The sequence below is a fragment of the Streptomyces sp. RG80 genome (genome assembly GCF_040446465.1).
GTDB lineage: Bacteria > Actinomycetota > Actinomycetes > Streptomycetales > Streptomycetaceae > Streptomyces.
Map to the genome: position 1 here is coordinate 545568 of NZ_JBEAAJ010000008.1, position 23544 is coordinate 569111.

Consider the following 23544-nt stretch of genomic DNA (forward strand, 5'->3'; position numbering starts at 1 on the left):
CGCGTCGAAGGACCGCGCTATTGACTAGTTCTATTCAGAAAGTCAGGATGTGAATAACGGCAGCACAGTCCGCTAGGAGGCAGACCATGTCAGGACCCCGCCCCGTCCGAGCAGCACGCGGTACGGAACTGAGCGCCCTGGGATGGCAGCAGGAAGCCGCCCTGCGGATGCTCCAGAACAACCTCGACCCCGAGGTCGCCGAGCACCCCGACAAGCTCGTCGTCTACGGCGGCACCGGCAAGGCGGCCCGCGACTGGCGCTCCTTCGACGCCATGGTCCGCACCCTGCGCACCCTCAAGCAGGACGAGACGATGCTGGTCCAGTCCGGCCGGCCGGTCGGCGTCATGCAGACCCACGAGTGGGCCCCGCGCGTCCTCATCGCCAACTCCAACCTCGTCGGCGACTGGGCCAACTGGGAGGAGTTCCGCCGCCTGGAGGCCCTCGGCCTGACCATGTACGGCCAGATGACCGCCGGCTCCTGGATCTACATCGGCACCCAGGGCATCCTCCAGGGCACCTACGAGACGTTCTCCGCGGTCGCCGCGAAGAAGTTCGGCGGCACCCTCGCCGGGACGATCACCCTCACCGCGGGCCTCGGCGGCATGGGCGGCGCCCAGCCGCTCGCGGTCACCATGAACGACGGTGTGGCGATCTGCATCGACGTCGACCCGCGTGCCATCGAGCGCCGCATCGAGCACCGGTACCTGGACGTGAGGGCCGACAACCTGCGGCACGCGCTGCAACTGGCGGTCGAGGCCCGCGACGCCCGCAAGCCGCTCTCCATCGGCCTGCTCGGCAACGCCGCCGAACTCTTCCCGCAGCTGCTGGCCGAAGGCGCCCCGATCGACATCGTGACCGACCAGACCTCGGCCCACGACCCGCTCTCCTACCTGCCGACCGGTGTCGACTTCGACGACATGGCCTCCTACGCGGCCAAGGACCCGGCCGGCTTCACCACCCGCGCCCGCGAGTCGATGGCCCGGCACGTCGAGGCCATGGTCGGCTTCATGGACGCCGGCGCCGAGGTCTTCGACTACGGCAACTCGATCCGCGGTGAGGCCCGACTCGCCGGGTACGAGCGGGCGTTCGCCTTCCCCGGCTTCGTCCCCGCCTATATCCGACCGCTCTTCTCCGAGGGCAAGGGCCCCTTCCGGTGGGCCGCTCTGTCCGGAGAGGCCTCGGACATCCACAAGACCGACAAGGCGATCCTCGACCTCTTCCCCGACAACGAGTCCCTGCACCGCTGGATCAAGATGGCCGGCGAGCGGGTCCACTTCCAGGGCCTGCCCGCCCGGATCTGCTGGCTCGGCTACGGCGAGCGCGACAAGGCCGGCGAGCGGTTCAACGACATGGTGGCGAGCGGCGAGCTGGCGGCTCCGCTGGCCATCGGTCGCGACCACCTCGACTCCGGGTCGGTGGCGTCGCCGTACCGCGAGACGGAGGCGATGCTCGACGGCTCGGACGCCATCGCCGACTGGCCGCTGCTGAACGCCATGGTCAACGTGGCTTCGGGCGCCAGCTGGGTCTCCATCCACCATGGTGGCGGCGTCGGCATGGGCCGGTCCATCCACGCGGGCCAGGTGTCCGTGGCCGACGGCACGAAGCTCGCCGGCGAGAAGGTCCGCCGCGTGCTGACGAACGACCCCGGCATGGGTGTCATCAGGCACGTGGACGCGGGCTACGACATCGCGGTGTCCGTCGCCGACGAGCGGGGCGTGCGCGTGCCCATGCGCGAGGGTGACGACGCGTGACACAGCATGAGGGCCGCCCGCAGCCCGGCCCGACCGGAAGTTCCTTCCACACCATGTGGAAGGAGCTCCGCCCCATCGGCCGTCACCCCGACTCCCACGGCTACCGCCGCTACGCCTGGACCGGGGCCGACGCCGAATGCCGGGCCTGGTTCAAGGAGCAGGCCGAGGTCCGGGGGCTGACTTACGAGGTCGACCGGAACGGTAATCAGTGGGCCTGGCTCGGTGACCCCACCGCCGGGGACGCCGTGGTCACCGGGTCGCATCTGGACTCCGTGCCGGACGGCGGCGCCTTCGACGGGCCCCTCGGAGTCGTGTCCTCCTTCGCCGCGCTGGACGAACTGCGCTCCCGCCGAGTGACGTTCACCAAGCCCCTCGCCGTCGTCAACTTCGGCGACGAGGAGGGCGCCCGGTTCGGGCTCGCCTGTGTCGGGTCGCGGCTCGCCTCCGGGCAGCTCACCGTCGAGCAGGCGCACCGGCTGACCGACGGGGAGGGCATCAGCCTTCCCCGGGCCATGGAGGCCGCCGGGTACGACCCCGACATCATCGGCGCCGACCCCGAGCGGCTCTCCCGCATCGGCGCCTTCGTCGAGCTGCACGTCGAGCAGGGGCGGGCGCTGGACCTCTCCGGCGACCGGGTCGGGCTCGCCAGCGCCATCTGGCCGCACGGGCGGTGGCGGTTCGACTTCCGGGGCGAGGCCAACCACGCCGGCACCACCCGGCTCGTCGACCGCCGCGACCCGATGCTGTCGTACGCCGAGACCGTGCTCGCCGCCCGCCGCGAGGCCGAACTCGCCGGTGCCGTCGCCACCTTCGGCAAGATCTCCGTCGAGCCGAACGGCGTCAACGCCATCCCCTCCCTCGTACGCGGCTGGCTCGACTCCCGCGCCGCCGACCAGGAGAGCCTCGACGCCGTCGTGGGCGGCGTCGAGAAGGCCGCCCGGGAGTACGCGGGCGCACACGGCATCGACCTCGACGTCGTGCGGGAGTCCTTCACCCCCGTCGTCGAGTTCGACCACGCCCTGCGCGACGAACTCGCCCGCATCCTCGGCAAGAGCAGCGGCACCGACCTCAGGGTCCCCGTCCTCGGAACCGGCGCCGGACACGACGCCGGGATCCTCTCCGGACACCTCCCGACCGCCATGCTGTTCGTACGCAACCCCACGGGCGTCTCGCACTCCCCGGCGGAGTTCGCCGCCGAGGACGACTGCGTGGCCGGCGTGCTCGCCCTCGCCGACGTACTGGAAGGACTGGCCTGCACGTGACCCAGCACCGCACGCGGACGTACTGGCTGGAGCACGCGTGGCTCGACACCCACGTCGAGCCGGGCGTCGCGGTCGAGGTCGAGGACGGCCGCATCGCCGCCGTCCGCCCCGGCGTCGAGACTCCGCCACCCGGCGCCGAGATCCTCCGCGGCCTCACCCTGCCCGGCCTCGCCAACACCCACTCGCACGCCTTCCACCGTGCCCTGCGCGGCACCGTCCAGGTCGGCTCCGGCACCTTCTGGACCTGGCGCGAGGTCATGTACGCCACGGCCGACCGGCTGACCCCGGAGACCTACCACGACCTCGCCCGAGCGGTGTACGCCGAGATGGCGCTGGCAGGCGTGACGAGCGTCGGCGAGTTCCACTACCTGCACCACGCCCCCGGCGGCACCCCCTACGCCGACCCCAACGCCATGGGCGAGGCCCTCATCGGGGCCGCCGCCGACGCCGGCATCCGGATCACCCTCCTCGACACCGCCTACCTCTCCGCCGGCTTCGGACGGGCCCCCGACACCCACCAGCTCCGCTTCTCCGACGGCAGCGCGGACGCCTGGGCCGAACGCTGTTCAGTTCTCAAGGAACGGGATCACGCGCGGATCGGGGCGGCCGTCCACTCCGTACGGGCCGTGCCCGCGGGCCAGTTGGCGACCGTGGCCCAGTGGGCCGAGGAGCGGCGGGCCCCGCTCCATGTGCACCTGTCCGAGCAGACCGCCGAGAATGACGCCTGCCGCGAGGCCCACGGCTGCACCCCCACCCAGCTCCTCGCCGAGCACGGCGTCCTCGGCCGGCGCACCACCGGCGTCCACAACACCCACCTCACCGACGAGGACATCGCCCTGATCGGTGGCTCCGGCACCGGCACCTGCATGTGCCCGACCACCGAGCGGGACCTGGCCGACGGCATCGGACCCGCCGTCGCCCTCCAGAAAGCCGGCTCCCCGCTCTCCCTGGGCTCCGACAGCCACGCCGTCATCGACCTCCTCGAAGAGGCGCGCGCGATGGAGCTGAACGAGCGCCTGCGCACCCGCACCCGCGGTCACTGGACGGCGGCGGCCCTGCTGCGGGCGGCCTCGGCCGACGGACACGCGGCCCTCGGCTGGGACGAGGCGGGCACCATCGAGCCCGGCGCGCTCGCCGACCTGACGACGATCGCGCTCGACTCGGTCAGAACCGCGGGACCGCTGCCCAGGCTCGGCGCCGAGACGGCCGTATTCGCGGCGACCGCGGCGGACGTACGGCACACGATCGTGGGCGGACGGCACGTCGTACGCGACGGGGCCCACACCTTCGTACCGGATGTGCCACAAGCCCTCGCGCGGGCCGTGCAAGCCCTGCGCGCCTGACGACCATCCCCGCACAGGCCACCCACGAGGACGTCATGAGCAGCACTGTCATCACCAACATCGCCACGCTGGTCACCAACGACCCCTCCCTCGGCGACGGCTCCCCACTGGGCCTGGTCCAGGACGCGGCGGTCGTCATCGACGGTGACCGCATCGTGTGGACCGGTGAGCAAAGCAAAGCACCCGCCACTGACAACCGGGTCGACGCGGGCGGCCGGGCGGTCCTGCCCGGGTTCGTCGACTCCCACTCCCACCTGGTCTTCGCGGGCGACCGGACGCAGGAGTTCAACGCCCGGATGTCGGGGCGGGCGTACAGCGCGGGCGGGATCCGCACCACGGTCGCGGCGACCCGGGCGGCGAGCGACGCGGAGCTGGAGGCCAATCTCACCCGCTATCTCGCGGAGGCCCTGCGCCAGGGCACGACGACCTTCGAGACGAAGTCCGGCTACGGCCTGACCGTCGAGGACGAGGCCCGCGCCCTGCGCATCGCCGCCGCGCACACCGACGAGGTCACCTACCTCGGCGCGCACATCGTCTCGCCCGACCACGCCGAGGACCCGGCCGCCTACGTGGAGCTCGTCACCGGCGAGATGCTGGACGCCTGCGCCCCGTACGCCCGCTGGATCGACGTCTTCTGCGAGAAGGGCGCCTTCGACGGCGACCAGGCCCGCGCGATCCTCACGGCGGGCCGCGCCAAGGGCCTGCACCCGCGTATCCACGCCAACCAGCTCTCCTACGGCCCCGGCGTCCAGCTGGCCGTCGAACTCGACGCCGCCAGCGCCGACCACTGCACCCATCTCACGGACGCCGACGTGGAGGCACTGGCGAACGGCAGCACGGTCGCCACGCTTCTCCCCGGCGCCGAGTTCTCCACGCGTGCCGAGTGGCCGGACGCCCGCCGTCTCCTGGACGCCGGCGTCACCGTGGCCCTGTCGACGGACTGCAACCCGGGCTCGTCCTTCACGTCGTCCGTGCCGTTCTGCATCGCCCTCGCCGTACGGGACATGGGTATGACCCCCGACGAGGCCGTCTGGTCCGCCACGGCGGGCGGCGCCGCGGCCCTGCGCCGCGAGGACATCGGCCGACTGACCCCGGGCGCCCGAGCCGACCTCACGCTCCTGGACGCGCCCAGCCACGTACACCTGGCCTACCGGCCGGGCGTACCGCTGGTGGCCGGGGTATGGCGACGGGGCGTGCGCGAGATCTGACCGAGTCGTCGGATCCCTCGCACGCCCCGTGCCGGGCGAAGCTGCGGAGCGGGGTCACTCCTCGACCGTGAGCCCCTTGCGCAGCCGTACCAGCGTCCGGGACAGCAGCCGGGACACGTGCATCTGTGAGATTCCGAGCTCGTCGCCGATCTCCGACTGGGTCAGGCCCGCCACGAAGCGCAGGGAGAGGATCCTGCGGTCGCGGGGCGGGAGGTCGGCGATCAGGGGCTTCAGGGACTCGACGTACTCGATGCCCTCGATCCCGTGGTCCTCGTAGCCGATGCGGTCGGCCAGGGCGCCCTCGGCGTCGTCCTCCTCGGGCTGGGCGTCCAGGGAGGAGGCCGTGTAGGCGTTGGAGGCGGCCATGCCCTCGACGACCTCGTCCTTGGTGAGGCCGAGGCGCTCCGCGAGCTCGCCGACCGTCGGGGCGCGGTCCAGCTGCTGGGCCAGCTCGTCGCCGGCCTTGGCCAGGTCGAGCCGGAGCTCCTGGAGCCTGCGCGGCACCCGTACGGACCACGACGTGTCGCGGAAGAAGCGCTTGATCTCGCCGACGATGGTTGGCATCGCGAAGGTGGGGAACTCCACCCCACGGCTCATCTCGAAGCGGTCGATCGCCTTGATCAGACCGATCGTGCCGACCTGGATGATGTCCTCCATCGGCTCGCTGCGGGAGCGGAAGCGGGAGGCGGCGAACTTGACCAGGGCGAGGTTGAGCTCGACGAGCGTGTTGCGGACGTACGAATATTCGTGGGTGCCTTCCTCCAGCGACTCCAGCCGCTCGAAGAGGGTCTTGGAAAGGGCCCGTGCGTCCACCGGCCCCACCTCGTCGAAGGGGGGGATCTCCGGAAGCCCGGCAAGCGGGTCGTCCTGCTCGATGGGATCCAGATGTTCCGGGGGGGATGTCGACGTCGCCGGATGGGTATGCGATGCGTCGAGCCGGGGTGACATGATGTCCTCCATCGTTCTCGGCATGTGGGCTGCCGAAGCCATCTGCGTGCACTGCGGTGTGCGGCGCCTCCAAAGCCGGCCGTGTCGAGTACGTGTCCCTACTAGCCCTACCCGCTTTCCCAACCCGGCCGCAAGTGCGATCTGTGCGGAAATGTCCGTTTGTGTGCAGATGCCCGGGTGCCAGAGTGTGGAGGGAAGGCGTAGTGTTCGAGGGCGTCAGCAGCAGCCACGACGTCGGGAGAGAGAGACGGCATGGACCGCGGGACGGTCGGCAGCGCACAGTCTGGCCGGCTTCTGGTCGAGGTGCGGAAAGAGGGCGCCAGCGCCGTCGTGACCCCGGCGGGTGAGTTGGATCACCACACCGCCGATTTGTTGCGTGAGCCACTCGAGGCCTGCCTCGACGACGGCTTCAGTCGGCTGGTGGTGGACTGCTCGCGTCTGGAGTTCTGTGACTCCACCGGGCTCAACGTACTTCTCGGCGCACGACTGAAGGCGGAGGCCGCGGGCGGCGGGGTGCATCTCGCAGGGATGCTGCCCGTGGTGGCGCGGGTCTTCGAGATCACAGGGGCCGATGCGGTCTTCACTGTCCATGACACGCTCGACGCGGCCCTGGCCGACGAGACCGGCTGAGCCGGCCCGCCGGGCCCGCGGCACCCCGGACGCCCCACGGCGACCGGGGCTTCGCACGTGTTCCGCCCCGTGCGGGAAGACGCGTACCGAAACAGGGGGTGTTCTGCCGGTTCGGTCGGGCAGAAGACATCCTGGAACAGGCGTCAGACGCGGCGAAGGATCCAGCGTCCAGCTACGTACTGCACTCTGACATCTGACTATTGAATCGTGAACTGGTGAATCGGTGAGGTGAAGCGCTGATGAGCAGCACCCGGCCTTACTCGCCGGGCGACCGCGGCCCGGAGGCCGACGGCGCTTCCGGGGTGTCCGAAGGGGGTGCGGCCGTGTCGCCCGAGTCGTCGGCGGGCCGGCAGGTCCGCAGGCTGAACTTCGACGGGGCGAGCGGCGTCGTCCCCCTCGCCCGGGACTTCGCCCGCCAGGCGCTGTACGCGTGGGGCTGGCTGCCCGCCGCCTCCGCCGACCAGCGCGCCGCCGCCGAGGATGTGCTGCTCGTCGTCTCCGAGCTGGTGACCAACGCCTGTCTGCACGCCGAGGGCCCCGACGAGCTGTGGATCACGCTCGACAACAAGGTGATCCGCATCGAGGTCTCCGACAAGGGCACGGGCCAGCCGGCCCCTCGCACCCCGCACCGCGCGGGCCGCCCCGGCGGACACGGCATGTTCATCGTGCAGCGCCTCTGCCTGGACTGGGGCGTGGTCCGCGTCCCCGGGCTGACCGGCAAGAAGGTCTGGGCGGAGCTCGGCGCACCGGCGTAATTCGCTGGCCGCCCCGCCCCGGGCTCCCTACCCTCGACGACAACGCGCTGACGGAGACAAGTAGCCCCGGGCCACGCGAGTCGAGAGAGCCGCCGAACGCTGTGAAGGCGGCCTCGCGATCCCGGTGCGAATCCACTCCCGAGTGCGGGGAGGAAATGCCCCGCCGGCCGGCCCCCGTCACCGGGCCACGACGAGACCGTCGTAGAAGCCGAAGCACTCGGTTCTGCGGCGGTGAAGGCGTGGTGGCACCGCGAGCACCCTCTCGCCCACGCCCCGAGGGACCCTCCCCGGGGCGGCGCACGCTGTTCCGGCAGAACCGGACGGAGCGCGCACCATGCTCGACGTCACCCTCATCCGACAGCACCCCGACCGGGTCCGCGACGCCCTGCGCAAACGGGGCGTGGACGCCGACCTCCCCGCCTTCCTCGCCCTGGACGCCGAGTTCCGCGAGGCCCGTACCGCCGTGGAGCGGCTGCGCGGTGAGCGGCGCGGGATCTCGGCCGACATCGCCGCAGCGCACCGGGCGGGCGAACCCGCCGAGGAGCTCCGGGTCGAGGCCAAGGAGCTGACCGACCGGCTCGCGGCCGCCGAGGCGCGGCTCGCCCGGCTGGCGGCACAGCACCGGGCGTTCCTGGACGCCCTGCCCAACCTCCCCGACGACGACGTCGTCGCGGGCGGCAAGGAGAACAACCAGGTCGTACGGGTCACCGGGACCCCGCCCGAGTTCGCCTTCGAGGCCAGGGACCATGTGCGGCTCACCGAGGAGCTCGGCCTCGTCAACCACGAGCGCGGCACCCGGCTCGGCGGCAACGGCCACTGGGTCTACCGCGGCGACGGCGCCGCCCTGGAGTGGGCGCTGCTCAACCACTTCCTCGACACCCACCGCCGGGCGGGCTACGAGTTCGTGCTGCCGCCGCACCTGCTCACCCACGAGGCCGGTTACACGGCGGGCCAGTTCCCCAAGTTCGCCGACGAGGTCTACCGCACCGACGACGACCGCTTCCTGCTGCCCACCGCCGAGACCGCCCTGGTCAACCTGCACCGCGGCGAGACCCTGGACGAGGCCGAGCTGCCGCTCAAGTACGTGGCCTACACGCCCTGTTACCGCAAGGAGAGCGGCAGCCACCGCACCGCCGACCGGGGCACCCTGCGCGGCCACCAGTTCAACAAGGTCGAGCTGTTCCAGTTCGCCCGCCCCGCGGACTCGGCCGCCGCCCAGCTGGAACTCCTGGCCCGAGCCGAGGAGTTGGTCACCGGACTCGGACTGCACCACCGGGTCACCCTGCTGGCCGCCGGGGACACCAGCCCCGCCCAGGCCAGGACCTACGACGTCGAGGTGTGGCTGCCCAGCCTGGGCGCCTACGCCGAGGTCAGCTCGGTGTCGAACGCCCGCGAGTACCAGGCCCGGCGCGGTGGCATCCGGTACCGGCCGGCAGGCGGCGGAAAGTCGGCCCACCTCCACACCCTCAACGCCTCGGGTCTGGCCACCAGCCGGCTGCTGCCCGCGCTCCTCGAACAGCACCAGCGGGCCGACGGGACGGTGGAGGTGCCGGAGGTGCTGTGGCGCTGGGGGGCGCCCCAGACCCTCCGTCCCAGGGTTACCCGGGGTTAGTCCTTTACCCGAAACCCCTTCCGTGCGCGCCGGATCGTCACAACTCCGGCGCGCACCTTGTCTTCCCTCCTTGCGAGCCCGGGCGTACCTTGACGGCCGATCTGATGTGCCGTCAGGAACCAGTCAAGGGAACCGAGTAACGAGTAAGTAGGGAGCGGAACCGTGTCGTACCGGAAACGAACCGCCGCGCTCGCGTCCGCCGCGGCCCTGGCCGGCTCGGCGGTGCTGATGGCCGCCCCCGCCGCCCGGGCCGAGGTCGTCGACGTCAAGTACCAGTGCAAGACGCCGATCGGCGACAAGAGCGCCGTCTCGCCCATCGACATCAAGAGCGTCAAGAGCGGCAGCGGCTACAAGATCACCATGTCCTGGCAGAAGGGCGTCTCCTCCAGCCCGGTCGACCTGGGCAAGGGTGCGATGAAGCCGAGCGCCGTCATCCAGCTCGGCGGCGCCGAGAAGGGCACGCTGAAGGTGACCGGGGCTGCGAACCAGGCGGTGGTGCCCGCCAACACCCCCATCAAGATCAACGACTTGAGCGGTACGTACACGCCGGCGAAGTCCGGCAAGGTCACCTTCACCGCGGGTGTGCTGACCATCATCGCGCTCGGTACGACGACGACGTGCACGCCGACCAACAGTCCCGGGCCCTCGCTCAGTCTCGACGTGACCGCCGCGGGCGGGTCGGGCGGCGGCGGTACGCGGAGTGACTCCGGTTCGGGGGCGTCGCTGCCGCAGACCGGGCCCGAGGATTCGGCGATCGCGCTCGGCACGTTGGGGGGGACGGTGCTGCTCGCCGGCGCGGCCGGCACGTTGTGGGTGACGCGTCGGCGTCAGGCGGCGCGTCACTGAGGTCGTTCGCGTCGCTGTGGGAGCCGCCGATGCCGTTTGTCGAAATGCCGGGTGAGGTTGTCGGTCGGCTGCGGGTACGTTGTGGCTGGTCGCGCCCCGCGGCGAAGCCGCATATCGATAGGGTCCCGCGCCCCTTGGGGTTGGTCCTGCTGGCCCTGCTGGCATGCGCCCCGGCAGCAACTGCCGCCGACGGGTGGTCGATTGCGCCCGTCGGCGAGGAGCGGCCTGCCTTCTACGCCGAGGGGGAGCCCGGCGTTGTGCTCCAGGACACGGTGGCGCTGACCAACGGCAGCGAGGGGCCGGTCGGCGTCTCGCTGCGGGCCGAAGGCGCCGACGTCACCTTCGCCGACGCTCGGCTCAAGCTGGCGCCGCGCACCCGTACCGAGGTGCCCTTCACCGTTCGGATCCCTGCTGATGACACCGCTGCCGCGATCGTGGCCCGGGACTCCGAGGGGCGTGTGCGGCGGGTGCCTGTGCATCTGCGGGCCACCGTCCCCACTCTGTCCGCGCTCACCGTCGAGCAGGTGGTCGTGGGTGCTGATCGGATCACGTACGAGCTGGTCAACCGGGGGACGACGGTCCTCGCGCCGACGGTCGTGCTGCGGGCCGACGGGCTCTTCGGGCGGGTCCTGGACCGGACCCGGGACGTGGAGCTCGCGCCGGGCCGTCGGTTGCGGCTCAGCGAGGGGTGGGAGCGGCCTGTGTTCGATGCCGTGCGGGTGCGGGTGGCCGTCACGGCGGCGGGCGGGGCCCGGGACGCGGTGAGTGTGTCGGCGGGGGGCGGGGCGTGGGGTGCGGCGGGCGGGGTCGGCGTGGTGGCGGCCGGGGGCGCGGTGTTCGTCGTACGACGTCGGCGGCGCCGTCCGGAGGTCGAGTTGACGGGAGCGGTGTCGTGAAGGTGCGCGTGCTGGTGCTGACGGTGCTCCTGGCGCTGGTGTCGGGCGTGGCGGCGCCCGGCGTCCAGGCCGCCGAGCGGCCGACCGTCGAGCTCTCCAAGTCACAGGCGGGGACCGGGGGTTCGGTGACCGTCACCGGCAGTGGCTGGCGGGCGAAGGCGCTGCTGATGGTCCTGATCTGCGGACAGGCCGTGCCCTCGCGCGGTGTGCCCGGCGGCACCAACTCCTGTGCCAACGCGGACGGACGCGCCGTCACCACCGACGCCAAGGGCCGCTTCAGCAAGAAGCTGCCGGTCGCCGAGCCGCCCGTGCCCTGTCCCTGCGTGGTGCACGTGGCGACGGCGACCGGGGCGAGGGCCGACGCCGACGCCGTCTTCCAGGTCGCCGGACACGCCGTGGAGCCGCTGCCCGCCGAGGCGTCCGGCGGACGGCTCTCCGTCCTCACCGACACCCGGCTGGACGGCTCCGGCGGACTGCTCACCTGGTTCGGGGCACCGCCCGCCCGCACCCTCGTCTTCACCGTCGGCAATGTCGGCACCTCTGAGATCAAGAACCCCCTCTTCCAGGTCGGCACCTCCCACGGGGTGTTCGCGCCGCAGTGGGAGGAGCAGCAGTGGCGCGGCACGATCGCCCCGGGCAAGAAGGCGCGCATCGAACTGCCCGTCGAGCTGTCGGGCGGCGCGCACGGCGACTACACCGTGTCGCTGAAGTACGGCGGCAAGGTGCTCGCCGAGCAGCCCTGGGGCGTCGGGCGGCCCTGGGGCGTGACCCTGTTCTGGATCCTGGTCTGCCTGGTGGTGCCGGCCGCGCTGTTCCGTATCGGCATGGCCGTGGTCGACCGGGTACGGCCGCACAGGCCGCGCCGGCCCGGCCGCGCCCGCGGCCCCGTCCGGTTCCGGCTGCCCGAACTCACCCTGCGGCTCCCGGGGTTGCACACCCCGTCCCAGGATCCGCCCGCGTCCTCGACCCTGCCGTGGTTCACCCCGGACTCCGATCCGGGCGCGGCCGGTCGGCTCTCCGCACCGCACGAAGACAGCCCGACGACTCCCACCAGAGAGGGATCCACGTGAGAAAGCGAAGGAGAGCCATACCGGTACTCGTCTGTGCCGGTGTCGTACTGGGGGCGGCGGCGCTGCCCGCGCAGGCCGCCGAGGTCTCGTACGCCACCAAGTGCATCCCGCCCGCCGCCTCCGGCCTCGACCCGGTCGAGGGGACCACCAAGGTCGAGATCACCGCGCCGGCCACCGCCAAGGTCGGCGACGAGGTCGAGGTGGTGTGGAAGTTCGTGCAGGCCGCCTCCAAGAACCCCGACCTCATCGATCTGCCCGCGAACTCGGTCAAGCCGTCCGGTGTGCTCAAGGCGACCGGCGCGCAGACCGCCGGCGTGCCCATGGCGGGACCGCAGGAGAACCCGGCGATCCCCAAGGGCGGCGCCATGGTCCTCTCCGACATGAAGGGCACCCTGAAGCTGACGACGGCCGGCGAGGTCACGCTGACGCCGGACGCCTACACGATCACCGCGTTCTCGACGAACACCGAGTGCGCGCCGACGGAGACCGTGCAGCCCGCGGCGACCATCAAGGTGGCCGCCGGAGACGGGACCTCGTCACCGACCCCCACCCCCACCGACGATCCCAGCGACAGCCCCAGCCCCTCCGACGAGCCGAGCGAGACCGACAGCGGTACGCCGAGCCCGAGCGCCACGGAGTCGGACGGCGGCCAGACCGACTTCACCGGGAAGGTCGTCGACATCCCCTACACCTGTGAGTCGCCCATCGGAACGCAGAAGGCGACCTCCACGATCCAGATCGACGCCAAGAAGGACGGCGGGAACTTCGGGCTCACCGTGCAGTTCAAGAAGTCGCCGATGAACAGCCCGGCCAACATCCCCAAGGACTCCATCAAGCCCTCGATGGACGTGGTCCTGGGCGGCGACGACGAGGGCTCCGTGCATGTGGAGGGGCCGACCAACGCCGAGGACATCAAGGCGGGCGACCCGATCGAGATCCCGGACATGACCGGCACGTACAAGCCGGGGGCCACGGGCGAGTCGACGCTGTCGCCGGGGGTGCTGACGATCGAGGCGCTCGGTACGACGACGAAGTGCACGCCGGACAAGACGTCGGTGTCGCTGACCCTGGACACGACCGAGCAGGAGGGCGGGGCGTCCGGCGGTTCGTCGTCCACGGGCGGCGGCGGTTCCGCGTCCGGTTCCACGTCCGGCGGTCTGGCCGCGACCGGGTCCGAGGACCATGACGCGCTGAAGGCGCTCGGTCTCGTCGCGGGTACGGCCGTGCTGTTGGGCGCGGCGGTGTTCACGTTCCTGCCGGGACGGCGGCGGCTGCGGTAGCGGGCCCTCGGGGTGCGCGGCGGGGCTCGTTCAGCGAAGGGCGACGAGTCCCGCGTCCGTCGGCCGGAAGCCGCAGGCCCCGAAGTAGAAGGGGCGCAGATGCTCCTCGAAGTCGACGTGGAGCCACTCGCACTCCGCCGCCCGGGCGCCCTGGGCGGCGGTGGCCAGCAGCCGGGTCCCGACACCGGCACCGCGCAGGTCCGGCGCGACCATCGTGTCGAGGACGAAGGCATGGACGCCGCCGTCCCAGGCCACGTTGACGAACCCGACCAGCCGACCGGCCTCGCGGGCGCACACCCAGCCGAGGCTGTGCCGGTGCACGCGCGCGTGCCAGTCGCCGGACGTCAGGTCGTGCCCGAACGCCTCAGCGTGCAGCGCGTCGACCTCCCCGTCGCCGAAGCCGCCGCGCCACTCGTACGCGACCGTCATCGCCGGGCCTCCGTCAGGAATGCTCCCTCAGCCACCGCAGCACCGTTCCTCTCGCCCGCTTCATGAGGGCACCTCCGTGCGAGGCACCCGCCAGAGTGTGCACGGTGAGGTCGGTGTGGCCCAACCGCCTTTCCGCCGCGGCGAGTTCGGTCGAGTGGTACGGCGGTACGAAGTCCCGCTCCGAGTGGATGAGGAGCATCGGGGCGTCGTCCGCGCCGGAGGCGTGGGTGCGGGCCGCGAGGTCGCCCCAGCGGGTCCAGCAGCGGGGGCCCGTGCGGTCGGGGTCGCAGCCGACCAGGCGGCGCGCCTCCCGACGCAGTCGGCGCTGCTGGTCCGTGGCTCCGGGGCGGCCGCCGTCCACCCAGGCCCGGTACGGGGAGGCGACCGGGGACAGGGCCACCACGCCCCGCACCAGCGATCCGCCCTTGCCGTACGTCGCCGCGTCCAGCGCGAGCTGGCCGCCCGCCGAGGAGCCCAGGACCAGGGGCCGCCCGGGGGAGTCGGCGGCGATCCAGCGCAGCGCGGCCCGGACGTCCTCGCGTTGCGCGGGCCAGCGGGCGTCCGTGTTCAGGCGGTAGTCGGTCTCGTAGACGCGGAAGCCACGGGCCGCCAGCCACCGTGCGGTGCCGCTCCAGTCGGCGTCCTCGGCCCAGTGGCCGCCGTGCAGGATCACCAGCGGCGGGGCACCCCGGTCGCCGTACACCGTGATGGTCTGGCGGGCGTGGCCGCCGTAGGAGAGCGTCTCGGGGGCCGCCTCCACGACGGTGCCGGAGGACGACAGCAGGAAGCCGAGGGCGGCCGCCACCGAGACGAAAGTACGACGCATGTCTGTGATGGTGCGGGGCCGTCCTGGAGTCCGGCCGGAAAACCCCGAAGGGCCACCGCACCGGGTGGTGAGGCGGCCCTTCGTTCGAAGAAACGTCAGTGCACGGAGCCCATGAGCTCCTTGACGCGGTTGCGGTACATCCAGATCGCGACACCGGCGACCACGGCGAGCGTGGCCTCCAGGGCGACGATGCCCGTCTTGTTCAGGTCGACCCCGGCGATGGAGAGCAGACCGGTCGTGGCGTCACCGGCGGTGACGGCCAGGAACCAGACGCCCATCATCTGGGAGGCGTACTTCGCGGGAGCCATCTTCGTCGTCACCGACAGGCCGACCGGGGAGAGCAGCAGCTCACCGACGGTCTGGACGAAGTAGATCGCCACCAGCCAGGCCGCGGCCGCCTTGTGACCGCCGTCGGCGATCGACAGCGGGGCCAGGAAGAGGAAGAAGGACGCGCCGACCAGGACCAGACCGGAGGAGAACTTCACGATCGTGCTCGGCTCCTTGCCGCGCCGGTTCAGCGCGAGCCAGAACCAGGCGAAGACCGGCGCCAGCGCCATGATCAGGACCGGGTTGACCGACTGGTACCAGGAGACCGGGAACTCCCAGCCGAAGATGGTGTTGTCGGCGGAGGAGTCCGCGAAGATCGACAGGGTCGAGCCGCCCTGGTCGTAGATCATCCAGAAGACGGCCGCGGCCACGAAGAACCAGATGTACGCCGACATCGACTTCTGCTCGGTGCGGTCCAGTTCCTTGTCGCGCTTGATGCGGGCCAGCACCATCACCGGGATGATCAGGCCGAGCAGGGTCAGCGGGACCAGGATCCAGTTCAGCGTGTAGTGGCCGGAGAAGCCGACGATCGCGTAGAAGACGGCGGCGACGCCCGCCCAGATCGCGGCCTTGCGCAGCGTGGACTGCTTCTCCTGGTCCGACAGCGGGGTCGGGACGACGCTGGAGCGGTCCGCGAGGTGGCGGGAGCCGATCAGGAACTGGCCGAGGCCCAGCGCCATGCCGAGCGCGGCGAGGGCGAAGCCCAGGTGCCAGTCGACGTTCTCGCCGATGGTGCCGATGATCAGCGGCGCGGCGAACGCGCCCAGGTTGATGCCCATGTAGAAGACGGTGAAGCCGCCGTCGCGACGCGGGTCGTCCGGGCCGTCGTAGAGGTGGCCGACCATCGTGGAGATGTTGGCCTTCAGCAGACCGGAGCCGATCGCCACGAGACCGAGACCGGCGTAGAAGGTGCCGGAGGACGGCAGGGCCAGCGTCAGATGGCCGAGCATGATCACCGCACCGGCGACGGCGACGGTCTTGCGGGGACCCCAGACGCGGTCGCCGAACCAGCCGCCGGGCAGCGCGAGCAGGTAGACCAGCGACACGTACACGGAGTAGATCGCGGTCGCCGTCGCGGCGTTGAGGTGCAGGCCGCCCGGGGCGACGAGGTACAGCGGGAGGAGAGCCCTCATGCCGTAGTAGGAGAAACGCTCCCACATCTCGGTCATGAAGAGAGTGGCCAGTCCGCGGGGGTGGCCGAAGAAGGTCTGCTCGGTGCCGGGGGTGCCCGGGCGGGCCGAGTCCTTCGTCAGGCTGGACGCCATTGGTCGTTCCTTGCTGGTGGGGACGCGCAACGTGCTTCAAGGCTGGCGGTGGCCGGCCCGCACATGAAAGAGACCTTCAGCGTGACGTGCTTGCCAAAGGTCCCCGTGCTGCAAAAGGCGTCTTTCACCATACGGCAGGACACTGCCGGAAATGGAAGGACTTGAGAGATGGATCACAGGTGTCAATGGAACCGTACACACCTTTTCTAAGGTCCTTACCGCCCTCTCACCTCTGGTACATAGGTTCGTACCAAATCGCCCCATGGTAAGAATCACGGGCTTGCGATCACACCCCATGTTCTGTCAAGCGCGGTCTACCATCAGCTCATGACCCGTGTACTGCTCGCCGAGGACGATGCGTCCATCTCGGAGCCGCTGGCCCGCGCACTGCGCCGGGAAGGGTACGAGGTCGAGGTGCGCGAGGACGGCCCCACCGCGCTCGACGCCGGCATCCAGGGCGGCATCGATCTGGTCGTGCTGGACCTCGGACTCCCCGGCATGGACGGCCTCGAAGTGGCCCGCCGACTGCGCGCCGAGGGCCAGACCGTGCCCATCCTCATCCTGACCGCGCGTGCGGACGAGGTGGACACCGTCGTGGGCCTCGACGCCGGCGCCGACGACTATGTGACCAAGCCGTTCCGGCTCGCCGAGCTGCTCGCCCGGGTGCGGGCGCTGCTCCGGCGCGGTGCCGCGGAGCCGGCGCAGCCGCCGGCCACGCACGGGGTGCGGATCGACGTCGAGTCGCACCGTGCGTGGATGGGCGAGGAGGAGCTCCAGCTCACCGCGAAGGAGTTCGACCTGCTGCGGGTTCTTGTGCGGGATGCGGGGCGGGTGGTGACCCGGGACCAGCTGATGCGTGAGGTGTGGGACACGACCTGGTGGTCGTCGACCAAGACGCTGGACATGCATATCTCGTGGCTGCGGAAGAAGCTCGGTGACGATGCCGCGAATCCTCGGTACATCGCCACGGTGCGTGGTGTCGGGTTCCGGTTCGAGAAGAGCTAGCTTCCGCATGTCGTGTTGTCGGTGCGGGCCGTCTGTGGCTGGTCGCGCAGTTCCCCGCGCCCCTGGGTGGGTCGGCCGCACCGGTCTCCAGAAGTAACCGCCCGGAGGGCCCGTGCGTCGCCGTCTTATTCAGTCCACGCTCGCCGTGGTGCTGGTCGTCATCGCCGTGTTCGGTGTCTCTCTTGTCATCGTCGAGACCCGCACCATCAGCAACAGTGCGCAGGAGCGGGTCGACTCCGAGGCGGTGCGGCTGGCCAGCATCGTGGACAGCCGGCTGCTCGGGCATCAGACGGTCGACGCCCAGGTGCTGAAGGAGCAGGTCACCGGGGAGCGGTACGCCGTGATCCGGATCCCCGGCGAGCCGGTCATCGAGGTCGGCACCAAGCTCACCGGCGACGTCATCAGCTCCACGGCGACGGGCGAGGAGGGCGAGAAGGTCACCGTCCAGGAGCCGCGCTCGTCGGTGACCCGGGAGGTCGGCCGGACCCTGCTGATCATCGGGGCGGTGGCGCTGCTCGCGGTGATCGCGGCCGTGCTGCTCGCCGTACGGCAGGCCAACAAGCTGGCCTCGCCGCTGACCGACCTCGCCGAGACCGCCGAGCGCCTCGGCTCCGGCGACCCGCGGCCCCGGCACAAGCGGTACGGCGTCCATGAGCTGGACCGGGTCGCCGATGTGCTGGACTCCTCCGCCGAGCGCATCGCCCGCATGCTCACCGCGGAACGGCGACTGGCCGCGGACGCCTCCCACCAGCTGCGCACGCCGCTCACGGCCCTGTCGATGCGCCTGGAGGAGATCACCCTCACCGACGACCTGGAGACGGTGAAGGAGGAGGCCACCATCGCGCTCACGCAGGTGGAACGCCTGACGGACGTGGTGGAGCGGCTGCTCACCAACTCCCGCGACCCGCGCACCGGCTCCGCCGTCTCCTTCGACCTCGACGAGGTCATCCAGCAGCAGCTCGCCGAGTGGCGCCCCGCCTACCGCAGCGCGGGCCGCGCCATCGTGAGCTCCGGCAAGCGGCATCTGCGGGCCGTGGGCACCCCGGGAGCGGTCGCGCAGGTGCTGGCGGCGCTGATCGAGAACTCCCTCATGCACGGCGGCGGCACGGTGGCGCTGCGCACCCGGGTGACCGGCAACCAGGCGGTCATCGAGGTCACGGACGAGGGTCCGGGCGTCCCCGCCGACCTGGGCGCGCGGATCTTCGAGCGGGCGATCAGTGGCCGGAACTCGACGGGCATCGGACTCGCCGTGGCCCGGGATCTCGCGGAGGCCGACGGGGGCCGCCTGGAGATGCTTCAGGCGCAGCCGGCGGTGTTCGGGCTCTTCCTGTCGCGCACGCCGGTCCAGAAGCCGGTGTCGGAAGCGGAGCCCACGGTCCGATAGGGCGCCCGGCGTCCGACAGGGGCCCGTCCGACGGGGCGGCAGGTCAGCTGACGCGCTGGCCGGAGCGGGGGCGGGCGACCGTCGTCTGCTCGGCCTCCTCCAGGAAGTGCTCCGCGCTGGCCACGGCCTCCCGGGCGGGGAGGGTCTTGAAGACCCAGGTGCGGTAGGACCAGAAGCGGAACAGGGTGGCGACGCCGATGCCGACGAACTTGAAGATGTTGTTCTGCAGCGGGCTGTTCCAGCCGAAACCGTAGGTCGCCGCGTAGAGCACGCCGTTCTCGATGACCAGGCCGACCACGCTGAACAGCAGGAACAGTGTCAGTTCCTTGGTGCGGCCGCTCTTGTCGCGGTCACGGTAGGTGAAGTACCGGAACCCGACGTAGTTGAAGGCGATCGCGACGACCGTGGCGATGACGCTGGCCCGGACCACCGGCAGCTCGGTGAGGTGCCGGACGAGGTTGAACACCAGAAGGTTGACGAGCAGTCCCGCCCCGCCCACGGCGCCGAACTTGGCGACCTCGCGGAAGATCCTTCGTAGTCCTGAGGAACCTGGTCCCATGGTCGTACAGGCCCCCAGTCGGTGGGTCAGCAGGTTTCGTCAACCCAGCCATGCTAACCATCCCCCTTGCCGGTTGCCTGTGGACCGACTCACAGAGCTGTAAAGAGGCTCGTAAGAGGAGCGGAAATCAGCCGCCGTGGCGCGGCCGATACCCTAGGTGTGTGACGTTCCCGGTAGTCGGCATGGTCGGCGGGGGGCAGCTCGCTCGTATGACACACGAGGCGGGCATCCCGCTCGGCATCAGGTTCAAGCTCCTCAGTGACACCCCTCAGGATTCCGCGGCGCAGGTCGTGAGCGATGTCGTCATCGGCGACTATCGCGATCTCGACACTCTGCGTGACTTCGCGAGGGGCTGCGATGTGATCACTTTCGATCACGAACATGTACCCACCGAGCACCTTCGGGCGCTGGAGGCGGACGGTATCCCCGTGCGCCCCGGGCCCGACGCGCTCGTGCACGCCCAGGACAAGGGGGTGATGCGAGCCAAGCTCGACGCGATCGGAGTGCCGTGCCCACGGCACCGGATCGTCAGCGACCCGGCCGACGTGGTGGCCTTCGCGGCGGAGGGGGACGGCTTCCCGGTCGTCCTCAAGACCGTCCGCGGCGGCTACGACGGCAAGGGCGTGTGGGTCGTCGACAACGAGGCGGAGGCCGCGGACCCCTTCCGCGCCGGCGTGCCCGTGCTCGCCGAGGAGAAGGTCGACTTCGTCCGCGAGCTCGCCGCCAACGTCGTACGGTCGCCGCACGGCCAGGCCGTCGCCTACCCCGTGGTCGAGTCCCAGCAGGTGAACGGCGTCTGCGACACCGTGATCGCCCCCGCGCCCGACCTCGATCCGGCCCTCGCGCTCAGGGCCGAGGAGATGGCCCTGTCCATCGCCAAGGAACTGGACGTCGTCGGCCACCTCGCCGTCGAGCTGTTCCAGACCCGCGACGGCCGCATCCTGGTCAACGAGCTCGCCATGCGCCCGCACAACAGCGGTCACTGGACGATGGACGGCGCGATCACCTCCCAGTTCGCCAACCACGTCCGCGCCGTCCTCGACCTCCCCCTCGGCGACCCGCGCCCCCGCGCCAAGTGGACGGTCATGGCGAACGTCCTCGGCGGCGACTACCCGGACATGTACTCCGCGTACCTGCACTGCATGGCCCGCGACCCCCAGCTCAAGATCCACATGTACGGCAAGGACGTGAAGCCCGGACGCAAGGTTGGCCACGTCAACACCTACGGCGACGACCTGGACGACGTGCTGGAACGCGCCCGTCACGCTGCCGGCTACCTGAGAGGCACGATCACCGAATGAGCCCCGTTGTTGGCATCGTCATGGGGTCGGACTCCGACTGGCCCGTCATGGAGGCCGCCGCCCAGGCGCTCGACGAGTTCGAGATCGAGCACGAGGTCGACGTCGTCTCCGCCCACCGCATGCCGCGCGAGATGATCGCGTACGGCGAGGAGGCGGCCGGGCGCGGCATCAAGGTGATCATCGCGGGCGCTGGCGGCGCCGCCCATCTGCCGGGCATGCTCGCCTCCGTCACCCCGCTGCCGGTGATCGGCGTCCCCGTGCCGCTGAAGTACCTCGACGGCATGGACTCCCTGCTCTCGATCGTGCAGATGCCGGCCGGCGTCCCGGTCGCCACCGTCTCGGTCGCCGGTGCCCGTAACGCCGGCCTCCTCGCGGCCCGGATCCTCGCCGCCCACGACGAGGAACTCCTCGGCCGGATGAAGGACTTCCAGCAGGAGCTGAACGACCAGGCCACCGAGAAGGGCAAGCGGCTGCGCGCCAAGGTCGAGCAGTCGGGCAACGGCGGCTTCGGGTTCGGCAAGTGACGGCCGTGAACTCCCCCTCGCTGGGGACGGCCCGCGAACTCCTCGCCGAGTTCCCGGTCGTCGACGGCCACAACGACCTGCCCTGGGCCCTGCGCGAGCAGGTCCGCTACGACCTCGACGCCCGGGACATCGCCACCGACCAGAGCGCCCACCTCCACACCGACCTCGCCCGGCTGCGGGCCGGTGGCGTGGGCGCGCAGTACTGGTCGGTGTACGTCCGCTCGGACCTGCCCGACGCGGTGCCCGCGACGCTGGAACAGATCGACTGCGTACGGCAGTTGATCGACCGGCACCCCGCCGACCTCAGGGCCGCGCTGACGGCGGCGGACATGGAGGCGGCGCGCGCGGAGGGTCGTATCGCCTCTCTCATGGGGGCCGAGGGCGGCCACTCCATCGCCAACTCCCTTGCCACGCTACGCGCGTTGTACACGCTCGGTGTGCGGTACATGACGCTCACGCACAACGACAACAACGACTGGGCGGACTCTGCGACGGACGAGCCCGGCGTCGGCGGACTGTCGGCCTTCGGGCGTGCGGTGGTGCGGGAGATGAACCGCGAGGGCATGCTCGTGGACCTGTCGCACGTGGCGGCGACGACCATGCGGGACGCGCTGGACGCCACGCTCGCGCCGGTGATCTTCTCCCACTCCTCGTCGCGGGCGGTCTGCGACCACCCCCGCAACATCCCCGACGACGTCCTGGCGCGGCTGTCCGGCAACGGCGGCATGGCGATGGTGACGTTCGTGCCCAAGTTCGTGCTCCAGGCCGCGGTCGACTGGACCGCCGCCGCCGACGAGAACATGCGCGCGCACGGCTTCCACCACCTCGCGACCACCCCGGACGCGATGAAGGTGCACCGCGCCTTCGAGGAGCTGCACCCGCGCCCGATCGCCACGGTGGCCACGGTCGCCGACCACCTCGACCACATGCGCGAGGTGGCGGGCATCGACCACCTGGGCATCGGCGGCGACTACGACGGCACGGCCTTCACCCCGGACGGCCTCAGCGACGTCTCCGGCTACCCCAACCTGATCGCGGAGCTGCTGGACCGCGGCTGGTCCAGGTCCGACCTCGCCAAGCTGACCTGGCAGAACGCGGTCCGCGTGCTGGGCGCGGCGGAGGACGTGGCCCGGGACCTTCAGGCGACGCGCGCACCGTCCAACGCGACGATCGAGTCGCTCGACGGCTGAGCGGGCTCCTCGGCGAGGGCGGGGTAGTCGGTGTATCCGACCGCCCCGCCCACGTACATCAGATACCGGTCCCGGACCGGGTTCAGCGGCGCGCCCAGCCGCAGTCGCGTCACCAGGTCGGGGTTGGCGAGGAACGGCCGGCCGAGGGCGACGAGATCGGCCCCGGCCGCGAGCATGCGCCCGGCCTCGTGCCGTACCTCCCGCGTGGTGAGGTCCGTCAGCACGGGGTTGCCGATCAGGGTGCCGGGCCAGTCGGCGCGGATCCGCCGGTACCACTCGGCGTCCGGGTCGGCGTGCACGAGATGCAGATACGCCGGGTCCAGGTCCCGCAGCCGGGCCACGAGCGCCGGGTACAGGTCCTCGGTGTCGTCCTCCCGCACCCCGTTGACGGTGCTCGCGGGGGAGATCCGTACGCCCACCCGGTCCGCGCCGATCGCGTCGGCCACCGTCTCGGTCACCTCGGCGGTGAACCGCACCCGCCGCTCGACGCTCCCGCCGTAGCCGTCCGTGCGGCGGTTGGTGTTGCCGGCGAGGAACTGGTGCAGCAGATGCCCGTTGGCCGAGTGCACCTCGACGCCCTCGAAGCCGGCGTCGACGGCCCGGCGGGCGGCGGAGGCGAAGTCGGCGATCGTGGCGCGGATGTCGTCGGGGGTCATCTCCCTCGGCGTGACGGCCGGTTGGTGCCCGCCCGGCGTGAACACGGTCTCCGGCAGCGGGACGGGGGAGGGCGCGACCGGGTGCAGCCCGGTGGTGGCGGGATGGCTGACCCGACCGCCGTGCTGGAGCTGCAGGAACATCCGCCCGCCCGCCGCCCGCACGGCCTCGGTCACCCGCCGCCAGCCCTCGACGTGCCGGTCGGTGTGGATCGCGGTGATGTTCGGATACGTCTGCCCGACCGCGTTGGGCGTCGCGGCCTCGGCGATGATCAGCCCGGCCGAGGCCCGCTGGGCGTAGTGCTGGGCCATGAGCGGCGTCGGGGTGCCGTCGGCCTCCGCGCGGTTGCGGGTGAGCGGGGCCATCACCAGGTGGTTGGGGAGGGCGAGCCGGCCGAGCCGGGCCGGGGCCAGGAAGTCCGTCGTCTGCGTCATGGCCGTACCGTAGAAGCTGACACTGATGTCAGATTCAAGCCCGTT

22 protein-coding genes are annotated in these 23544 nt (G+C 71.2%); 16 read left to right on the forward strand and 6 right to left on the reverse strand.

The window, feature by feature from the left end; translation table 11 throughout:
• The first annotated feature begins 86 nt into the window (after nucleotides 1-86).
• The 4 genes from hutU to hutI are packed head-to-tail and all read left to right on the forward strand — an operon-like array spanning nucleotide 87 to nucleotide 5564.
• On the forward strand, nucleotides 87-1751 hold the full coding sequence (gene hutU, locus ABKA17_RS29410) for a urocanate hydratase (RefSeq protein WP_353695289.1): 1665 nt from the start codon (nucleotides 87-89) through the stop codon (nucleotides 1749-1751).
• Between the two features lie 53 nt (nucleotides 1752-1804).
• Nucleotides 1805-3013, forward strand: a complete 1209-nt coding sequence (locus ABKA17_RS29415) for an allantoate amidohydrolase (RefSeq protein WP_502994417.1) — start codon at nucleotides 1805-1807, stop codon at nucleotides 3011-3013.
• Nucleotides 3010-4356, forward strand: a complete 1347-nt coding sequence (locus ABKA17_RS29420; protein ID WP_353695291.1) for a formimidoylglutamate deiminase — start codon at nucleotides 3010-3012, stop codon at nucleotides 4354-4356. The genes ABKA17_RS29415 and ABKA17_RS29420 overlap by 4 nt, the downstream gene beginning before the upstream one ends.
• 35 nt (nucleotides 4357-4391) lie before the next feature.
• Nucleotides 4392-5564, forward strand: a complete 1173-nt coding sequence (gene hutI, locus ABKA17_RS29425) for an imidazolonepropionase (RefSeq protein WP_353695292.1) — start codon at nucleotides 4392-4394, stop codon at nucleotides 5562-5564.
• A gap of 54 nt (nucleotides 5565-5618) precedes the next feature.
• Here the strand turns inward: hutI and ABKA17_RS29430 are convergent, their stop codons facing one another.
• Nucleotides 5619-6524, reverse strand: coding sequence for an RNA polymerase sigma factor SigF (locus ABKA17_RS29430; RefSeq protein WP_353695367.1), 906 nt, complete (start codon nucleotides 6522-6524; stop codon nucleotides 5619-5621).
• Nucleotides 6525-6764: 240 nt separating this feature from the next.
• Between ABKA17_RS29430 and ABKA17_RS29435 the strand changes: the two genes are divergently transcribed.
• The 7 genes from ABKA17_RS29435 (at nucleotide 6765) to ABKA17_RS29465 (ending at nucleotide 13601) form a co-directional block, all read left to right on the forward strand.
• Nucleotides 6765-7142, forward strand: a complete 378-nt coding sequence (locus tag ABKA17_RS29435) for an STAS domain-containing protein (protein ID WP_353695293.1) — start codon at nucleotides 6765-6767, stop codon at nucleotides 7140-7142.
• Nucleotides 7143-7381: 239 nt separating this feature from the next.
• The gene (locus ABKA17_RS29440; RefSeq protein WP_353695294.1) at nucleotides 7382-7897 is read left to right on the forward strand and encodes an ATP-binding protein; all 516 of its coding nucleotides are present in this window, start codon (nucleotides 7382-7384) and stop codon (nucleotides 7895-7897) included.
• A gap of 334 nt (nucleotides 7898-8231) precedes the next feature.
• Nucleotides 8232-9509, forward strand: coding sequence for a serine--tRNA ligase (gene serS, locus ABKA17_RS29445; RefSeq protein ID WP_353695295.1), 1278 nt, complete (start codon nucleotides 8232-8234; stop codon nucleotides 9507-9509).
• A 162-nt stretch (nucleotides 9510-9671) separates the two neighbouring features.
• On the forward strand, nucleotides 9672-10355 hold the full coding sequence (locus tag ABKA17_RS29450; protein WP_353695296.1) for an LPXTG cell wall anchor domain-containing protein: 684 nt from the start codon (nucleotides 9672-9674) through the stop codon (nucleotides 10353-10355).
• Nucleotides 10356-10489: 134 nt separating this feature from the next.
• Nucleotides 10490-11251 (forward strand): hypothetical protein, encoded by a 762-nt coding sequence (locus ABKA17_RS29455; protein ID WP_353695297.1) that lies wholly within the window; start codon nucleotides 10490-10492, stop codon nucleotides 11249-11251.
• A 2-nt stretch (nucleotides 11252-11253) separates the two neighbouring features.
• Nucleotides 11254-12321: a hypothetical protein gene (locus ABKA17_RS29460; RefSeq protein ID WP_502994418.1), complete on the forward strand. Its 1068-nt coding sequence runs from the start codon at nucleotides 11254-11256 to the stop codon at nucleotides 12319-12321.
• Nucleotides 12318-13601, forward strand: a complete 1284-nt coding sequence (locus tag ABKA17_RS29465) for a hypothetical protein (protein WP_353695298.1) — start codon at nucleotides 12318-12320, stop codon at nucleotides 13599-13601. The genes ABKA17_RS29460 and ABKA17_RS29465 overlap by 4 nt, the downstream gene beginning before the upstream one ends.
• A gap of 30 nt (nucleotides 13602-13631) precedes the next feature.
• On the opposite strand, the gene ABKA17_RS29470 is transcribed toward ABKA17_RS29465, so the two are convergent.
• The 3 genes from ABKA17_RS29470 to ABKA17_RS29480 form a co-directional block, all read right to left on the reverse strand.
• The gene (locus ABKA17_RS29470) at nucleotides 13632-14030 is read right to left on the reverse strand and encodes a GNAT family N-acetyltransferase (protein ID WP_353695299.1); all 399 of its coding nucleotides are present in this window, start codon (nucleotides 14028-14030) and stop codon (nucleotides 13632-13634) included.
• A gap of 13 nt (nucleotides 14031-14043) precedes the next feature.
• Nucleotides 14044-14856: an alpha/beta hydrolase gene (locus ABKA17_RS29475; protein ID WP_353695300.1), complete on the reverse strand. Its 813-nt coding sequence runs from the start codon at nucleotides 14854-14856 to the stop codon at nucleotides 14044-14046.
• Between the two features lie 95 nt (nucleotides 14857-14951).
• The gene (locus tag ABKA17_RS29480; protein ID WP_353695301.1) at nucleotides 14952-16448 is read right to left on the reverse strand and encodes an oligopeptide:H+ symporter; all 1497 of its coding nucleotides are present in this window, start codon (nucleotides 16446-16448) and stop codon (nucleotides 14952-14954) included.
• A 327-nt stretch (nucleotides 16449-16775) separates the two neighbouring features.
• On the opposite strand from ABKA17_RS29480, the gene ABKA17_RS29485 reads away from it, so the two are divergent.
• Nucleotides 16776-17453, forward strand: coding sequence for a response regulator transcription factor (locus tag ABKA17_RS29485; protein ID WP_353695302.1), 678 nt, complete (start codon nucleotides 16776-16778; stop codon nucleotides 17451-17453).
• Between the two features lie 112 nt (nucleotides 17454-17565).
• The gene (locus ABKA17_RS29490) at nucleotides 17566-18837 is read left to right on the forward strand and encodes a sensor histidine kinase (protein WP_353695303.1); all 1272 of its coding nucleotides are present in this window, start codon (nucleotides 17566-17568) and stop codon (nucleotides 18835-18837) included.
• Between the two features lie 43 nt (nucleotides 18838-18880).
• Here the strand turns inward: ABKA17_RS29490 and ABKA17_RS29495 are convergent, their stop codons facing one another.
• Nucleotides 18881-19396: a GtrA family protein gene (locus ABKA17_RS29495; RefSeq protein ID WP_353695304.1), complete on the reverse strand. Its 516-nt coding sequence runs from the start codon at nucleotides 19394-19396 to the stop codon at nucleotides 18881-18883.
• 161 nt (nucleotides 19397-19557) lie between these two features.
• Between ABKA17_RS29495 and ABKA17_RS29500 the strand changes: the two genes are divergently transcribed.
• Genes ABKA17_RS29500 through ABKA17_RS29510 form a run of 3 tightly spaced genes read left to right on the forward strand, consistent with a single transcriptional unit; the run spans nucleotide 19558 to nucleotide 22411 of the window.
• Entirely contained in the window at nucleotides 19558-20697 is a 1140-nt protein-coding gene (locus ABKA17_RS29500) for a 5-(carboxyamino)imidazole ribonucleotide synthase (protein WP_353695305.1), read from the forward strand.
• The gene (gene purE, locus ABKA17_RS29505; RefSeq protein ID WP_353695306.1) at nucleotides 20694-21221 is read left to right on the forward strand and encodes a 5-(carboxyamino)imidazole ribonucleotide mutase; all 528 of its coding nucleotides are present in this window, start codon (nucleotides 20694-20696) and stop codon (nucleotides 21219-21221) included. Before ABKA17_RS29500 ends, purE begins: the two co-directional genes overlap by 4 nt.
• A 5-nt stretch (nucleotides 21222-21226) precedes the next feature.
• On the forward strand, nucleotides 21227-22411 hold the full coding sequence (locus ABKA17_RS29510; RefSeq protein WP_353695369.1) for a dipeptidase: 1185 nt from the start codon (nucleotides 21227-21229) through the stop codon (nucleotides 22409-22411).
• Here the strand turns inward: ABKA17_RS29510 and ABKA17_RS29515 are convergent.
• Nucleotides 22360-23499 (reverse strand): alkene reductase, encoded by a 1140-nt coding sequence (locus tag ABKA17_RS29515; protein ID WP_353695307.1) that lies wholly within the window; start codon nucleotides 23497-23499, stop codon nucleotides 22360-22362. The genes ABKA17_RS29510 and ABKA17_RS29515 overlap by 52 nt on opposite strands.
• Between the last annotated feature and the right edge of the window lie 45 nt (nucleotides 23500-23544).

Coding starts and splice junctions, on each gene's coding strand:
- ABKA17_RS29485 (WP_353695302.1), top strand. CDS start 16,776: ATGACCCGTGTACTGCTCGCCGAGGACGATGCGTCCATCTCGGAGCCG.
- serS (WP_353695295.1), top strand. CDS start 8,232: ATGCTCGACGTCACCCTCATCCGACAGCACCCCGACCGGGTCCGCGAC.
- ABKA17_RS29430 (WP_353695367.1), bottom strand. CDS start 6,524: ATGGAGGACATCATGTCACCCCGGCTCGACGCATCGCATACCCATCCG.
- ABKA17_RS29470 (WP_353695299.1), bottom strand. CDS start 14,030: ATGACGGTCGCGTACGAGTGGCGCGGCGGCTTCGGCGACGGGGAGGTC.
- hutI (WP_353695292.1), top strand. CDS start 4,392: ATGAGCAGCACTGTCATCACCAACATCGCCACGCTGGTCACCAACGAC.
- ABKA17_RS29415 (WP_502994417.1), top strand. CDS start 1,805: ATGTGGAAGGAGCTCCGCCCCATCGGCCGTCACCCCGACTCCCACGGC.
- purE (WP_353695306.1), top strand. CDS start 20,694: ATGAGCCCCGTTGTTGGCATCGTCATGGGGTCGGACTCCGACTGGCCC.
- hutU (WP_353695289.1), top strand. CDS start 87: ATGTCAGGACCCCGCCCCGTCCGAGCAGCACGCGGTACGGAACTGAGC.
- ABKA17_RS29475 (WP_353695300.1), bottom strand. CDS start 14,856: ATGCGTCGTACTTTCGTCTCGGTGGCGGCCGCCCTCGGCTTCCTGCTG.
- ABKA17_RS29515 (WP_353695307.1), bottom strand. CDS start 23,499: ATGACGCAGACGACGGACTTCCTGGCCCCGGCCCGGCTCGGCCGGCTC.
- ABKA17_RS29440 (WP_353695294.1), top strand. CDS start 7,382: ATGAGCAGCACCCGGCCTTACTCGCCGGGCGACCGCGGCCCGGAGGCC.
- ABKA17_RS29480 (WP_353695301.1), bottom strand. CDS start 16,448: ATGGCGTCCAGCCTGACGAAGGACTCGGCCCGCCCGGGCACCCCCGGC.
- ABKA17_RS29435 (WP_353695293.1), top strand. CDS start 6,765: ATGGACCGCGGGACGGTCGGCAGCGCACAGTCTGGCCGGCTTCTGGTC.
- ABKA17_RS29495 (WP_353695304.1), bottom strand. CDS start 19,396: ATGGGACCAGGTTCCTCAGGACTACGAAGGATCTTCCGCGAGGTCGCC.